We start from the raw sequence: 14,633 nt of genomic DNA, 5'->3' as shown, positions 1-14,633 counted from the left end.
TAACCGCATCGGATGTCTGATCACCGACGGACACGGCACCCCGCTCGCGGTCATCCTCACCGGCGGCAACCGCAACGATGTCACCCAGCTCATGCCCCTGCTCGATGCCGTCCCGCCAGTCCGAGGCAGGCCCGGCCGGCCTCGCCGCAAGCCGCAGTCGGTCTTCGCCGACCGCGGCTACGACCACGACATCTACCGCGACCAGGTCCGGGCCCGGCGGATCATCCCCGTCATTGCCCGGCGCGGCACAGCCCATGGCAGCGGCCTGGGCGCCTACCGATGGGTGGTCGAGCGCACCTTCGCCTGGCTCCACGGCTTCAAACGACTTCGTGTCCGCTGGGAACGCCGAGCCGACATCCACGAAGCCTTCCTCAAGCTCGCCTGTTGCCTGATCACCCACCGCCAGGTGCTGTCCTTGACCGGCCCGGCAAACTGATCGCATGAACCGAGACGCCCTGCAATCCGCACTGTCCCAGGACGGCAGCATCTCTGCACGGGCAACCCTGGCCGAGCTGGAGGCAGGCGCGGACTTCGAGGTCTTCCTGAACCAAACGGCTTCCGCAGAACAGCTCTGGGACATCTGGTCCTGGCGGCACGAAGTCATGCTCGACAAGGGCGTCCCACCTCGGCCCGGACTCGCCGAAGCCGTCACAAGACTTCAAGCCGCAGGAACAGCTCGGGTCTACATGGCGACCGTCACTGGATCGCAGAGACGTTTCACGATCTTCCTGTCGGAAGACCTCTCCCAGTGCGTGGCCTGCTGGTGACTACCTCATTGTGTTAGGGCCTCTTACAGGGGGAGATGTCCCGCGCTATCGGAGTCCCGTGTCTCGGCGGATGGGACTAAATGACCTTCTGGCATCTAAGGGGAGGAGGGGACTATTAGGGCATTACATACTAAGGGCTCTTTTCCGTCAGGCGTGTTGAGGGGAAGACCTGGCGAAGGGTGGCGAATTGCAGTCCCGTCCCCTATATCGCTCAGAACGCCCCTGAGGATGGCGTTAGATGGGCCCGGGCTGTCGATTTGAATGGCTGTAGAGGAAGAAGTGATTCCGGATATTCATCGAGGTGGAGCGTCGTAGTTACCCGGGGCTCGGAAGACGGCTTCATCTCGCCCGCTCGAGTCCGCCATCCATGTAGCACAGGGGTCTCCGCAGGTCACTGCACATGACCTCGGCATCTCGGAGACTTGAAGCGGGGTTCCTTGCAGCCGCCGGGGGCTGAATCAATCATTCCGATATTTGACCAGAGAGATAAGGAAGCATGGCCGGAGAAAGTGTCGTCCGCAGGACGACAAATGACGTCGTCCGGAAGACGACATCATTACGTTACGGCGAAAACCCCGCCCGGATGTCTGCATGGGAGCGATTCCTTCAGCCGCTCGACCCAAAAAAGAAAGCCAAGGGAGCAGAGAGGGAAACCGCCAGCTGGCATCCGGTCCGCGACCACGGGCTCTCCAGCATCTCGACCGAGTACGACCAGCTCATCGACCGGGCCCGCCGCCTCGACCCGGCCATCGACGAGACTGAAGTCCTCGACGGCCTGCTCGTCGTACGCCAGCTCAGGAACAAGCTGCTCCTCGACGAGCGGCGCCTCATCCAGGCAGCCAGAGCAAGGCGGGTCACCTGGTCCCGCATCGCCACCGCTCTGGAACTGAAGAGCCGGCAGGCGGCCGAGCGCCGCTACCTCCAGCTTCGTGAGGACTTCGACGACTACGCGCACGACAACCTCACCCAGGCTGAACGCGTCGAGTTCGCCCGCACCCGCCGGCACCGCACCGCGGAGTACAGCTGGGCGATCAAGCACCAGGAGCCCATCATCCGTCTCGCCGCCCAGCTCAGCGCCGTCCCCGATCTCCAGGAACGGGCTGACCGGTCGCACGAAGCCCACACCGCCCGCCAGCGCGCCGCGAACGATGCGACCTTCCGCGGTGAGGCTCGGCCGGCCCCTGCCTCCCTTCCCTGGCCGGGTCGCCTGCGAGAGGCAGTGGGCGCCTACGAGGCCCACCTCAGAGCTACACATGACAACGCGGCGCCGCCTCTCCTCACGGCCGGCGACGTTCTCGCGCCTGCACGGTTCAACAAACTCGTGCACGAGATGTTCGGGCTCATCGCCCATGCCTCGGATCCGGTCATCGCTCTTGATCACCCCGACCTTGCCCGGCAGGTACGCAACCTCTACGAGGCGGCCGGCACGGCAGCCCCGCAGGATTTGCGTACATAGCGCCGTTGGACTGCTGTCTCTCTGTCAAGGCTGTCCTCCCTGAGCCGGATGGAGCATCTGGCGCGTCCAGAGAGCACAGCCATGAACGGACGACGATCTTGCCTCCCAGTGCTCTTCTCCCTAGCGCCGCCGATGACATTGCCGGCGGTCCTCCCTGATAGTCAGGGAACTGAAGAGAACTGGAGGTGCTGGTGGTGCGTCGAGACATGAGCAAGCCCGGCGGCGGATGGCACGCCCCTGACAGGTGGCAGGTGGCCCTCTCGGCCGTGGGGGTGCTTGTGGCGATCATCGCCTTGGTGGTGCAGATGGTGCGGTAGTCGCACGGACTGAGCGCGGACGACGGTACGGGCAGTAAGCCCGGCCGAGAAGTAGACGGCCGGGCTCGGTACTGCACAGAGGGCCTGACCCGGTTGCCGCCGGGTTGGGCCCTTACCTACACGACCGAGTTGTGCCGGTCGGCACAACTCGACACTCGCAGAGTATCTGTGTTTCCCAGAGAACGCCGGGTCGCTCTACTGATACGTCCAGTGCTTCCGCGGTGAGTCACACTCCAGTGGCAAGCGCGATTCCTTACGGCCGACTTCGGCGAGGGGGTAGGCGCGGAGAGGGCGTGAGCAGTGTCTGCCTTGCCCGTTATCGCGACGAGCACAGCTACGCCATGGCCTACCTGAATGGTGAACACCGCCTGCCGACTGAGGGCAGTGCATGTTCTGCCGTCCACCCCCGGAAAGGCTGGTCCCGCTACGGCGGCCGCCGATCCGACCTCGCCTCCGCCCGCACCATGCCCCGCTCCGTCGGCTGGCTATCGCCGCACGATCGAGGCGCACCGCCAGGCCGCGCCGTCGTCCGGCGTGGACCCGGCTATCGGAGAGGCGGTGGAGCGGCAGACCGCCTCGACGCGGGAGCTGTCTCGCAGGGCGAGGGCTGCGAGGGCCAGGACGGCTACCTGATGACGGTGAGGGCTACTGCGAGCACGGCGCTGAGAACTGTCAGGGTTGCCGCGAACGCCTTGCTTGCTACGGCGACGCAGTCGGGGACCGGGTTCCCTCCCCAGCGGCCTACGGCGAACGCGGCTCCGGCCACCATCAGTGAGAAGACCACCGCCAGGCCGATCGTCATGATCACCATTGCGGCGTGGGTGGCGTTCACGGTTTCTCCTCCAGGTTCACGTGGGATGTAGTGCGCTGCGCACCGTCGTGAATTGACGATCCACCCCCCAGGCTTGCTTATGAACCGGTTGGATGTTGTTCGCAGGACAACGTGGGGTTGTTCGATGAACAACCTTGGGGAGGAGCGACGTGGGGGCAGCGAGGCGGCCTGGGCGGCCGTGGGCGGAGGCTCGTGGGGCATGCAAGGAGATCAACGACCTCGTTCATGTCCTGCGTGGCTGGCTTGATGAGTCCAACGTGACGGTGGGCAAGCTGCACCGTCTTCTTACGCCTGAGCACTTTGGCAGTGGTGCGATTCCACCGCTCTGGCGGCTGCGTGAACAGCTCAATGGTGTGGGCCTGAGCTGGGAGGTGGCTGAGGCTGTCGCTGATGTGTGCTTCCCGGCGGACACGGCGGAGCAGGCAGTTCATCGGCTGGAGCAAGTTCGTCCGTTATGGACTGCCGCGGGTTCTTCCCCCACGCCAGCTTCTGCCAGCTCCGCTTACGATCTTGTCGAGGCGCAGCAACGCACGATCGCTGCGTTGGAAGAGCTTAATCGTGTGCGTCAGGCGTTCGAGGTCAGTGAGCAAGCCCGGCTGCAGGCTCTTCAGGTTGCGACCGTCTTGTTCGCTCTGCTCGGTCAAACGCAAGCACAAGTTGCTCAGCTGACCCGGCAGCTTGATGCGATCAAAGCGTCCAACAGCGCTGGGCCTGCGGAAGTGGAGAAAGCTGAGACCCGATTGGACCGGGCTCAGCAGCAGACGGAAGATCTTCGACTGCAGCTTGCACGAGCCGAGGCGGAGCGTGACAAAGCACAGCAGGTGGCGGACCTAGCAGCGCGCCAGATCAGCCAGCTGGAGGCGGAGCTGCGAGGGCTACGCCCTGATCTGGATGCTGACGACGAGGCGGTTGGACCGGCTGTGATGCTGCCGAGTCCACGAACTGCGCATGCGGATGATGACGCCCTCGATCAGGTCGACGTCGCGCTTCAGAAGGCCCGTGATGTGCTTGATCGCGAGCACGAAGCAGTTCAGGTGGCGGCTGAGGACGTCGGCTGGTTCGCGGCTGGCACCGGGGCGGCCGAAGGCCGGATCGTTCCTGGTGCGACCGTTCAAGGGGACCCACGCTCGTCCGGCCTGAACGGTTCTGAGGGGTTGTTTGGAACAACCTCTGACAACTCGGCTGCCAGCGGAAAGAGAGCTCCTCTTGCGGCCTTGCCTGCCGGATCGAGCTCGGACACCGTGCAATTCATCGGGGCGGCGACCCGGCGCATCGCCCGCGGCATCGACCTGGACGAGATCGTCCTCGGCCTGTGCCGGGCCACCGTGCCGACCTTCTCCGACGAGATCCTGGTCTACCTCCGCGACCCGCTTCCGGTGGGTGACGAGCGGCCGGTGGCGCCCTTCGTGCTGCGGCTATGTCGTACCGACCGTATGCAGCTTTCTGAAGTGCCAGGGGAAGAGCACGTCCTCGTGCCCGATCCGGATCCGACCTCCGCGGCCGAACTCTGCGAGGTGCGGTCCGGCGGGGCACTGGCCGAGGTGCTGCGCGGGGTGCGGCCGGTCTTCGGCGACTCCGCGGCCGCCAAGGCCGCGCTGACCGAACTGCTCGGCCCCGAGCACCCGCTGCCCGGCGGGCTGCGCGCGGTCCTCGCACCCGTGCGGGGGCGGCGAAGGGTCATCGGTGCCATCGTGTTCGTCCGTCGGCCGGAGACTGCTTCCTTCGAGCTTGACGCCTTGCAGGTAGCCGCGCAGTTGGCCACGCACACGGCGCTGGGCATCGACAAGGCCGTGCTGTACGGCCGCGAGGCGTACATCGCGGACGAGCTCCAGCGGACGATGCTGCCGGACTCGCTGCCGCAGCCGACCGGCGTCAAGCTGGCCTCGCGCTATCTGCCGGCGGCCGAGACGGCCCGGGTCGGCGGCGACTGGTACGACGCGATCCCGCTGCCCGGCAGCAGGGTCGCCCTCGTCGTCGGCGACGTCATGGGCCACTCCATGACCTCGGCGGCGATCATGGGCCAGCTGCGCACGACCGCGCAGACCCTGGCCGGTCTCGACCTGCCCCCGCAGGAGGTCCTGCACCGTCTGGACGAGCAGGCGCAGCGGCTCGGCGAGGACCGCATGGCGACCTGCATGTACGCGGTGTACGACCCGGTCTCGCACCGGATCACCGTGGCCAACGCGGGTCATCCGCCGCCGATACTGCTCCACCTGGGCGGCCGCGCCGAGGTGCTGCGGGTGCCGCCCGGCGCCCCGATCGGGGTCGGCGGGGTGGACTTCGAGGCGGTCGAGCTGGACGCCCCGGCCGGCGCCACGCTGCTGCTCTACACCGACGGCCTCGTCGAGTCCCGGCTGCGGGACGTGTGGACCGGGATCGAGCAGCTGCGGGACAGGCTCGCCGCAATCGCACATCTGACCGATCCTAACCAATCGCCGCCTCTGGAGGCGCTGTGCGACGACGTCCTCGACATGCTGGGCCCGGGCGACCGGGACGACGACATCGCGCTGCTCGCGGCCCGCTTCGAGGGGGTCACGCCGAGCGACCTGGCGTACTGGCTCCTGGAGCCGGAGGACGCGGCCCCGGGGCGGGCCCGGCGGCTCGCCCGGCGGGCGCTCGCCCGCTGGGACCTGGAGGAGCTGACGGACTCGGTCGAGCTGCTGGTCAGCGAGGTCGTGACGAACGCCGTGCGGTACGCGGAACGGCCGGTGACCCTGCGGCTACACCGCACCAACGTGCTGCGCTGCGAGGTCGCTGACGACTCCCCGCAGATGCCCCGGCAGCGGCGGGCGCGCGACACGGACGAGGGAGGGCGCGGCCTGTTCCTGGTGAACCGGCTGGCCCGGCGGTGGGGGGCGACCATGCTGCTAGGCGGCAAGGTGGTCTGGTTCGAAGTAGAGATCTCCAGGAGCACATCCAAACTGGACAGGTAGCCGAGCGCACCGCTCCACCTCGTGGGCCATTCCGTCGGCTCCGCCCTTCCTTGCCCACAAGGGCGGGGCCGCGCTGAGCGCGCCGAGTAGGTTGAGTCCTTGCGTTTCTGTTGGCCGGTTTTACCGGAAGCACCAGTCGGTGAAGACCGACATCTCTGCCGTCCGTCCTGTCGTTAAACGATGACGGCAGTGACCGGCGGCGGCCGACCGGTCCGGCTACTACGCTCCGCGCATGACTGATGACATGAGCCGCCGCGGCGTCGAGAACGTTGATACCCGCCCGAAGCATGTAGAGCCGCAGCAGAATGACGAGGTGGAGGCTGCGCACTTCCAGAGGCGTATCCGTGCGTACCTGTCACGACCGACGTTCTCGCTACCGCCGCTGATGACCGCCGCCGACGTCCAGGCCGCCGAGGAGTGCGGGGCGTTGCCGGGGTGGTGATGGCTTCCTCTACGTATTTCTGATAGTCGTTCTACGGGTTGAGTTGACTGCGCTCCGTACAATCGAGGGGGGCGCGCAAGCGCACCCCCCTCCACTACACGCATCGCAACCAACTCATGGCCTCTGACCTGCGAAAACGCTGGTTGATGTTGCGGACTTCCCTCTCAATTCTGGGTGTTGCGACCCCCGGGAACGGCCCGGCGGCGCAGCAGAGAGAGGACCCGGCGATGCCGACCGACACGAACACTCCTGTCCCCGTGGCAGAGCAGCCCTTCCAGGGCGTCACCGACACCGCGACCGTCATCAAGCCGCAGACCCCGGTCCCCACCGGGCCGGCCGACGAGGCGTCGCGGTGGCGCCCCGTCCCGGTGGCGTGGCGACCCCCGCGTCCGCTCGACGCCCTGCGGGCCCTGTCCGGGGTCCTGGCGGCCTCCCTCGGCCTGGGGTACGTCCCTGACGGGATGGCGTCCACTGCCGGGTTCGCCGTGATCTGCTTGCACGGCGTCGTCGAGTTCGTCTCCGGGTGCGTTCGCCGCACTGGCTGACCCGGCGCAAGGGCGACCTCGCCGGTCAGTAGTGACGGCGGATGAACGCCCAGGCGTCAAGGAAGAACTCGAGCTCTCTAAGGGCGGCCATAACCGGGGACGGGTCGGGCTCGTCGTGGTCTTGGTGCTCGTCGAGGTCCCTCTCCGGCGGCGCCTGGGTGGCGGCGAGCCGGTCGAGGGCCTGTCGAGCACCCGCCCCGTCACCGCCGTGACCTGGCCTCGCCGCGGACGGCCCCGAAGGCCCCGGTCGTTCGCCCAGATCCTCTTCGGTACCCCGCCGCCTGACCGCCACCGTCCCCGGGGCCGTGACCGGCGAGGTCGTCCTCTCCCGCGAGGGTCTCTCCCTCAAGCCCAGCTGAACCCACCGGCGCCCCGATGCACGCCGCGCCGGTACGGCTCCGGCTACGGGGTGGGCAGGCGGCGGGCGAGGTCGGCGGCGAGCTGCCCGGCCGCCGGGCCGCGCCCGGCGGGGTCGAGTTGCTCCAGGAGCTGGAGCAACTCGATCGTCTTGTGTGCTTCGGCGGTGGTGAGCACGGCGAGGCGGGGCTCGTCCGGGTAGGTGCCGGTGACCGGCTCGGTGGTGTCGTGGTCCATGCTGTGCTCAACTCCCTCGTCCGCGCGGAGGTACGGCCGGAGGCGGGCCCGATCACCCAGTGCTGGCGGTCCTCGCGGTGCCATGACCGGACCTCGACCCGGGTCCAGTCGAAGACCCGGTTGGCTTTGTTCACGAGATCGGCATCAAGGGCCTCGTAACCGCTGGATACCCAACCAGAACGGCCCGCCAACGGCCGCATCATTTCAACGAGAACCGTGCGAGTCCGTCGCTTGGCAGAACTGCCGGGCGCCGCGCAGTGTGGTCCACAGGATGCGTTGGGTCGCCCTGGAGTCGAGGCGCACGTCGAGAGGGCCAGGGAGGGCGCTCTTGGCGCGTAGGCCGGTTGGCAGTCGGGAGGCGTCGAGACCGTCTCGCTGAGCGATGAGGGTGCCGAGTTCGTGGCGGCTGACGGCGTCTGCCCCTGCGAGGTGGTGGATGCCGGCCGTGTCGGATGCCGCGAGTTCGAGGAGGGCGGCGGCGAGGTCGGTGACGTGTACGGGGCAGCGGATGTCGTCGGTGAACAGGACGCCGTCGCGGGTGCCGGCGGCGAGTTCGTGGACGATGTTTTCGTGCTTGGATCGCCCGTGGCCGATGATCAGCGATGTGCGGGCGACAGCCGCTTTCGGGTGTACTGCGAGGACCCCGGTCTCTGCCGCTGCCTTCGCCGCCCCGTACGGGGTGACGGGGTCGGGGAGGCAGGACTCGTCGTAGTTGACGCGGGCGCCGGAGAACACCGCGTCGCTCGACACATGGATCATGCGGGTTCCGTGCTTCGCCGCCACTATCGCGAGCCGGATCGGGCCCTCGGCGGTGACCGCCCAGTCAGCTAGGCCGCTGGACACGTTGAGGACGAGTCGTGGTTCCACCTCGGCCATGACGGTGTCGAGGCTCTTGCCGTCCCGGAGATCCAGGGGGTACCAGGCGGTTGGGTCAGCAGTGCTGGGCTTGGTCGCGTAGGTCGCGACCGTGGTGTGTCCGGCCGTTCTTGCCTGCCGAATGAGTTCGGCCCCGAGGAAGCCGCTGCCGCCGACAATGAGAACCGTCATTGCGACACCGTAGACCGCGGCCCTACGCGAAGGCGGTCACCCGGGGTTTCGGGGCGACCGCCTTCGGCGTCAGCATGCCGTCTCGGCGACTACATCTGGGGCTGCCAGATGTAGCGGACGTCCGGTTCGCGCTCGTCGTTGCGCAGTCCGTCCGTCCGCTCCACCGCGATGAAACCATGCCGTTCGTAGAACCGCTGTGCTGCTTCGTTGACCTGGAACGTCCACAGTGTCAGTCCGGCGGGCTGTCGCTGCTTGGCCAGTTCCATGAACCGGTCGCCGAGGCCTCGCCCGCGCCATGCGGGGTCGAGGTAGAGCTGCTTCAGCTCGGCGTCCTTGAGTACCAGGAGTCCCACCACCTCGTTTGCGGTGACCGCTACCCAGGTCTCGTACCGCGGCACCAGGACGCGTGCGAACCAGTCCCGTACCGCGGGTTCATCGTGTGCGCAGCGTACGGTCGGCAGCGCCGCGGCGAAGGATCGCAGCCACACATCGGCCGCGGCGCCTGCGTCGGCGTCGCAGGCGCGGCGCAGAAGGACGTCGTCCCTGTTCATGGTGCGAGACCTCCGGTTTCGGGGGCGTCGGTTGAGTTTGTGACCTCTCGGTCGGTGCTACTTTTCGGGTCGTCCGAGCTGGTGCACGGTCCAGCCGGCCGCGCGCCAGGGCTCCGGGTTGAGAGTGGTGCGGCAGTCGACCATCAGCATGCTCGCGGGCAGGCCCGCCAGGGCCTGGGGGTCGGCCTGCTGGTACTCCGGCCACTCAGTGGCCAGGATGACGAGGTCGGCGCCGTCGAGCGATGCGGGCAGGTCGTCGGTGTAGTCGAACTCGGGGTTGCGGATCATGGCCGTGGCCACGGCCTGGGGGTCGTGCACGGTGACGGTGCCGCCTGCTTGCTGGAGAGCGTGGGCGAGCGCGAGGGCCGGGCTCTCCCGGACGTCGTTGGTGCCCGGCTTGAACGCGGCGCCCCACACGGTGATCCGGTAGCCCTCGACGGGGCGCTGTCCCAGGGCGCGGGTGATGAGGTTCATGGCGATGTCGGTGCGGGACTCGTTGATCTTCTCGGCAGCGCGCAGGAGGGTGGCGGCCTGATCGGCGCCGAGCTGGCGGGCGGAGGCGGTGAAGGCGCGGACGTCCTTGGGGAGGCAGCCACCGCCGTAGCCGAGGCCGGGCCTCATGATGCCGATGCGCGGGTCGATGCCGAGGATTTCCACGATCTGGTCGACGTCGGCGCCGGCGGCCTGACACATGTCGGCGATGCCGTTGATGTAGCTGATCTGGAGGCCGAGGGCCGTGTTCGCGGCGCCCTTGGCGAGTTCAGCGGTCGGGTAGCTGGTGACGAAGATGGGGACGCCGGTGTCGATGATGGGGGCGTAGACGGCTCGGATGGCCTTCTCGGCCTCGGCGGTGGTGAGACCGGCGATGATGCGGTCCGGGCGCAGGGTGTCCTGGACGGCGTGGCCTTCGCGGAGGAACTCCGGGTTCCACACCACTTCCACGGCCTGACCGGCGGGGGCCAGGCGCTGGGCGAGGGCGGCGACCTTGGCGGTGGTGCCGACGGTGACGGTGCTCTTGCCGACGATGGTGCACGCCTGGTCGAGGTGGGGGGCGAGCTGGCGGATGGCGCCGTAGACCTGTCCGGTGTCGTAGGAGCGGCCGTCGGCGTCAATGGGAGTGCCCACGCCGATGAAGTGCAGTTCGGCGAAGGTGGCCGCCTCGCGGATGTCGGTGGTGAACCGCAGGCGTCCGCTCTGGGTGTGGCGGGCGAGCAGCTCGGGGAGACCGGCCTCGTAGATGGGGCATTCGCCGGCGTTGAGCCGGTCGACCTTGGCCTGGTCGACGTCCACACCGATGACGTCGTGGCCGAGCTCGGCCATCGCCGCCGCGTGCGGGATGCCGAGGTGACCACAGCCGATTACGGAGACACGCATTGCAGGTCCTTGCCTTGTCGGGTCAGGGGCTCACGGGGTGCCCCTGACGCTAGCGGTGCGGGGGGATGGTCCGAGTTGGACCGATTTCGCTCAGGTGTTCACGTTGACGTGGGTCACCGCGCCGGAGATCGCCGCGATCAGGGCCTCGACGTCTTCGTCCGTCGCGGTCAGCGGGGGCGCAACAACGAACCCTTCACTCTTCGGGTGGCCGGCGCCGGTGAACGGATAGAGGAACACTCCCCGTTCCTCGGCTGCCTTCAGGACGGGCCAGAGCAGGCCCGGGGTGACCTCGATGCCGTACAGGAAGCCCAGCCCTCGTACGTCCCGGACGGGACCGTGACCGGTCAGGTTCTTCATGGCCGTGCCGAGGCGTTGTGCGCGGGCGGTGAAGGCGCTGTGGTCCATGGACTCCAGCTCGTCCAGGACGCCCAGGCAGGCGGCCGCCATGAGCGGGTGAGCGGCCATGGTGCCCATCGCGGGCAGGGGGTCGGCGTCCTTGTGTGTGAGCAGCGGGGCGATCTCGGGGGCTACGAGCACGGCCCCCACACTCGTGTACCCGGCGCCCAGGCCCTTGGACAGGATGACGATGTCGGGTTCGCAGCCGTCCCAGTGGTGACTGGCCAAGGGTGTGCCGGTGCGCCACAGTCCGGTGAGGACTTCGTCGTGGATGACGAGGACGTTCCGTTCGCGGCAGATCTCCGATACGCGCCGCAGGTATCCGTCGGGCGGCACGTAGGCGCCGCCGGTGGTGCCGTTGACGGGCTCGATCAGGACGGCGGCCACGTTCTGCGTTCCCCTGTTGTCGATCGCCTTTGCGATCTCGTCGGCGCACGCGGCGTCGCAGCTGCGTCCTGCGTGGTCGTGCGTCGGCGGGTACGGCGCGGGGTAGGAGGGGCCGAGGCCCAGGGCGTCCTCCGCACGGGGCCGTCGGGCGTGGTTGCCGGCGAGCGCGAGGGTGAGCGCGGAGTTGCCGTGATAGCTCAAGGTGGACGTCAGGATGTCGCCGCGGTGCTTGCCGTCTCGGGCCCGGGTGATGTTTCGCGCGAGGCCCACGGCGACCTCGACGCCGAGCGTCCCGCACGTGGTGAGAGCGACGGAGTCCTGCGGCCGGCCGACCGCGTGGCACAGGCGGTCCATCAGCTCCATCTGGATGCGGGGCTGGACGACAGCTGCGCCGCCGAAGGAGTAGCGGAAGTACTGCTCCTCGATACGGGCGAAGACCTTGAGGCTGGACTGGCCGACGTTCACGCAGAGCAGTCCGCTCGATCCGTCGAAGATCCGGCTGCCGTCGGCGCGAAGAAGCCACGCCCCGTCAATCCCGGTGACCTCGAAGTCCGGCAGAGGCCTGGAGGACGTCAGCAGCCGTTCACGGCGGGCCAGGTACTGATCCACAGGAAGGTCCCTTTCTGGGGGTGTGCAGTGAGTGGGGGGGGCCGCGCACGGGCCACGGCGCCAGGCGTCCGTGCGCAGCCCCCGGGTAGCGCTGGTCAGCCCGCGATCACGGCCGCCTGCTGGTCGTGGCTGTCGACCAGCTCCTTCAGGCGCGTCAGCGCCTCGATCGCGCCCGTGCGCACGACGACGTCGCCCTCGCGGGCGCCCTCGATCGGGTAGGACTTGAACTCGCCGTTCTCCATCAGCCCCTCGGGGTCGACGAAGAACACCTTCATGCCGGCGGCGCGGGCGCGGGCCTGGACTGCGCGGCGGTCGGCGTGCAGGCCGAGGACGAAGAGGGCCTTGGCCCGGGGGTCGAACGGTACGGGCGGGATCTTCTGGTCGTAGCGGCGCACGAAGCACTCCGGCAGGCCGGCGCGCGCGGCGAGCAGGTCGAAGTTGTGCTGGATGACGGGACCGACGAGGTGCCCGGCGTCGTACAGCTCCTTCAGGATGTGGTGCGCCTTCGTCGGCTGGGCCTCGAAGGCGATCTTGAACATGGCGGTGAGCTGATCGGCCTTGCCGGTCGGGTCGGTCAGCATCTCCTCGATGAGCGTGTCGTCCTGCGGCCGCATCGTGAACCTGTGCGCCTGCGTGAGGGCGTTGTCCTTCCGCTCCGTGACCCGGTACACCTCGTGGAGGAAGTGCAGCGGGGGCACCCCGGCCTCGATGGACGAGCCGCAGCCGATTTCGACCATGAACGGCATGCAGTCCAGCAGCCCGGACAGGTCCTCGGCGATCGCCGGTTCGCCGCGCTGTTCCTTGACCCGCATCCCTCCGGCAAGGACGTTCCACGGGAGCTGTCGGACGGTCCGCGGCACCTCGAACTCGTCGGTGATGAAGCACACGTCGACGCTGCGGAACCCCGTCGGGGTGTCGCGGTCGGCGCGCTCGTCCTGCGGGTGCTCGTCGTACTCGGTGACGGTGACCCGCAGATCGCCCTTCGCCCAGATGCCGTTGTCCTTCTTCCGCCAGCGGCCCTGCCCCAGCCACTCGTCGATCCGCATCAGGTACGCCTCGATCTCGGCGGCCGGGGCGAGCACGGAGTGGTAGAGGTACAGGTCCTTCAGGACCAGGCGCGGCACCGGGAAGGTGTAGTCCAGGCCGTACTGGTAGCGGTAGTGCACGACGCGGCGGCGGCCGTTCTCGTCCTCACTCCAGCCGGACTGCTCGGCGTTCGCCGGGTCCTGGGTCCGCCGCCAGATGCCCTCCTCGATCGCCCGGGGACGCTCGTGCGCCTCACTCATCGCGAAGTGGCGGTTCCAGGTCTCCACCTGGCCGTCGGTGAGCTGCTCGATCACGCAGTGCGGGAAGAACACCATGCCTCCTCGGGATCACGTTGGAGTGCCGCACGCTGCGGCTTTTGCTCGCGGCCGGACGACGGCCGCATGCCCGCACCACACGGGGCGGGAGTCAGTGGGGTGGGGCCCATCCCCGGCGGGCGGCCCCCGTGCCGCGGACCGCCTCCTGCGGGCGAGGGCGGCACGCAGCAGCTCTAGGGCCCGGTGGCGAGCTCGGGCAGGGCTGCGGCGACGCGGTCGTACGTGGAGTGAAGAGCCTGGACGAGACGGGCGCGGGAGCGGGCCTGGCCCAGACCGCCGGCGGCCCGGATAGCCGGGGCCCTCAGGCGGCGGGCGGCCTCCCCGAGGGTGATCTCGCTCTGGAGGCGGGCGATCGCGGCACGGGAGCGCACGTCAGGATCCCGGGGCAGGCGGGCGAGCATCTTGTGGGTCTCGCGGACCAGGAGGTGGGCGTAGCCGGAGAGCTGGAGGACGGCCTGGTCGATGTCGGCCCGGGGCGGGACGGCGCAGCCGTCGCGTCCCCAGTCCAGAACTGTGGCAAGGAGCTGCTCGTGGCGCTCGCGGTCGAGCGGGATGTCGGTGTCCCACTGGCCGGTGGGGTCGTGGACGACGCTGCCGTACCTCATCATCTGTGCTCTCCTGCCAGGACGGTGTCGAGCATCGAGTCGACGGGTGTCAGGAAGACGCCGTGGCGGCACAGGAACCGGTGCTCGGCCTCCCACTGGTTCCACTGGAAGCCGATGTGACCGCAGTCCGGAACGACGATGCCGTGAATCCGGCTCTGCGCGACGAGTGTGCGGATGCGGTCCCAGCCCGGCCTGGACTGCGGTTCCCGGGTCAAGAGGCAGTCGTCGGAGATCCTGGCGTCGTCCGCGACCGTCCAGCCGTTGCGCTCGGCGACGGCGCCGGCGGCCGCGAGCATCCCTCGGACGGTGTCGGGGCCGGGATCGGCGGCGTACAGGGCGACCACAGTGGCCCGTAGCGCCTTGGGTGGGTTGATGGGGAACATTCCGGGCTCTCTTCCGCAGTGCGTTCCTGGTCCT

At 68.5% G+C, this 14,633-nt stretch carries 15 protein-coding genes and 1 pseudogene; 6 read left to right on the top strand and 10 right to left on the bottom strand.

The features are described 5' to 3' along the window. Positions 1 to 16: 16 nt before the first annotated feature. The 3 genes and pseudogenes from BLW86_RS40140 to BLW86_RS40130 all read left to right on the top strand — a co-directional run. Positions 17 to 436 (top strand): annotated as a pseudogene (locus BLW86_RS40140) (IS5 family transposase); the annotation flags it as partial. 4 nt (positions 437 to 440) lie between these two features. Next, complete coding sequence (locus BLW86_RS40135) at positions 441 to 767, top strand: hypothetical protein (protein WP_093879244.1); 327 nt, start codon at positions 441 to 443, stop codon at positions 765 to 767. A 496-nt stretch (positions 768 to 1,263) separates the two neighbouring features. Continuing rightward, positions 1,264 to 2,223: a hypothetical protein gene (locus BLW86_RS40130; protein WP_143060369.1), complete on the top strand. Its 960-nt coding sequence runs from the start codon at positions 1,264 to 1,266 to the stop codon at positions 2,221 to 2,223. A 942-nt stretch (positions 2,224 to 3,165) separates the two neighbouring features. On the opposite strand, the gene BLW86_RS40120 is transcribed toward BLW86_RS40130, so the two are convergent. Next, positions 3,166 to 3,372 carry a hypothetical protein gene (locus BLW86_RS40120; protein WP_143060368.1) on the bottom strand — a complete coding sequence of 69 codons (207 nt, stop codon included), beginning with the start codon at positions 3,370 to 3,372 and terminating at the stop codon, positions 3,166 to 3,168. Positions 3,373 to 4,247: 875 nt separating this feature from the next. Continuing rightward, on the bottom strand, positions 4,248 to 4,487 hold the full coding sequence (locus BLW86_RS40115) for a hypothetical protein (protein WP_093879240.1): 240 nt from the start codon (positions 4,485 to 4,487) through the stop codon (positions 4,248 to 4,250). Between BLW86_RS40115 and BLW86_RS40110 the strand changes: the two genes are divergently transcribed. The 3 genes from BLW86_RS40110 (at position 4,377) to BLW86_RS40100 (ending at position 7,292) form a co-directional block, all read left to right on the top strand. Then, a complete protein-coding gene (locus BLW86_RS40110) occupies positions 4,377 to 6,305 on the top strand; it encodes a SpoIIE family protein phosphatase (RefSeq protein WP_371129704.1) in 1,929 nt (642 codons plus the stop codon). The genes BLW86_RS40115 and BLW86_RS40110 overlap by 111 nt on opposite strands. 232 nt (positions 6,306 to 6,537) lie before the next feature. Next, the gene (locus BLW86_RS40105) at positions 6,538 to 6,747 is read left to right on the top strand and encodes a hypothetical protein (protein ID WP_143060367.1); all 210 of its coding nucleotides are present in this window, start codon (positions 6,538 to 6,540) and stop codon (positions 6,745 to 6,747) included. 257 nt (positions 6,748 to 7,004) lie between these two features. Next, positions 7,005 to 7,292: a hypothetical protein gene (locus BLW86_RS40100; RefSeq protein ID WP_143060366.1), complete on the top strand. Its 288-nt coding sequence runs from the start codon at positions 7,005 to 7,007 to the stop codon at positions 7,290 to 7,292. Between the two features lie 402 nt (positions 7,293 to 7,694). Here the strand turns inward: BLW86_RS40100 and BLW86_RS40090 are convergent, their stop codons facing one another. The 8 genes from BLW86_RS40090 to BLW86_RS40055 form a co-directional block, all read right to left on the bottom strand. Then, positions 7,695 to 7,886 (bottom strand): hypothetical protein, encoded by a 192-nt coding sequence (locus BLW86_RS40090; protein WP_093879236.1) that lies wholly within the window; start codon positions 7,884 to 7,886, stop codon positions 7,695 to 7,697. A gap of 204 nt (positions 7,887 to 8,090) precedes the next feature. Next, a complete protein-coding gene (locus BLW86_RS40085; protein WP_093879235.1) occupies positions 8,091 to 8,933 on the bottom strand; it encodes an SDR family oxidoreductase in 843 nt (280 codons plus the stop codon). 89 nt (positions 8,934 to 9,022) lie between these two features. Further along, positions 9,023 to 9,484, bottom strand: coding sequence for a GNAT family N-acetyltransferase (locus BLW86_RS40080; RefSeq protein ID WP_093879234.1), 462 nt, complete (start codon positions 9,482 to 9,484; stop codon positions 9,023 to 9,025). 57 nt (positions 9,485 to 9,541) lie between these two features. Next, a complete protein-coding gene (locus tag BLW86_RS40075; RefSeq protein WP_093879233.1) occupies positions 9,542 to 10,858 on the bottom strand; it encodes a UDP-glucose dehydrogenase family protein in 1,317 nt (438 codons plus the stop codon). Between the two features lie 90 nt (positions 10,859 to 10,948). Next, complete coding sequence (locus tag BLW86_RS40070) at positions 10,949 to 12,250, bottom strand: aminotransferase class III-fold pyridoxal phosphate-dependent enzyme (protein WP_177181995.1); 1,302 nt, start codon at positions 12,248 to 12,250, stop codon at positions 10,949 to 10,951. Positions 12,251 to 12,345: 95 nt separating this feature from the next. Then, on the bottom strand, positions 12,346 to 13,611 hold the full coding sequence (locus BLW86_RS40065; protein WP_371129698.1) for an SIR2 family protein: 1,266 nt from the start codon (positions 13,609 to 13,611) through the stop codon (positions 12,346 to 12,348). A 173-nt stretch (positions 13,612 to 13,784) separates the two neighbouring features. Then, a complete protein-coding gene (locus tag BLW86_RS40060; RefSeq protein WP_093879231.1) occupies positions 13,785 to 14,219 on the bottom strand; it encodes a hypothetical protein in 435 nt (144 codons plus the stop codon). Then, entirely contained in the window at positions 14,216 to 14,599 is a 384-nt protein-coding gene (locus BLW86_RS40055; protein ID WP_093879230.1) for a hypothetical protein, read from the bottom strand. The genes BLW86_RS40060 and BLW86_RS40055 overlap by 4 nt, the downstream gene beginning before the upstream one ends. Positions 14,600 to 14,633: the final 34 nt, after the last annotated feature.

The organism is Streptomyces sp. TLI_105, from assembly GCF_900105415.1.
Taxonomy (GTDB): Bacteria; Actinomycetota; Actinomycetes; order Streptomycetales; family Streptomycetaceae; genus Streptomyces.
This window is presented reverse-complemented; position numbering and strand designations above follow the sequence as displayed.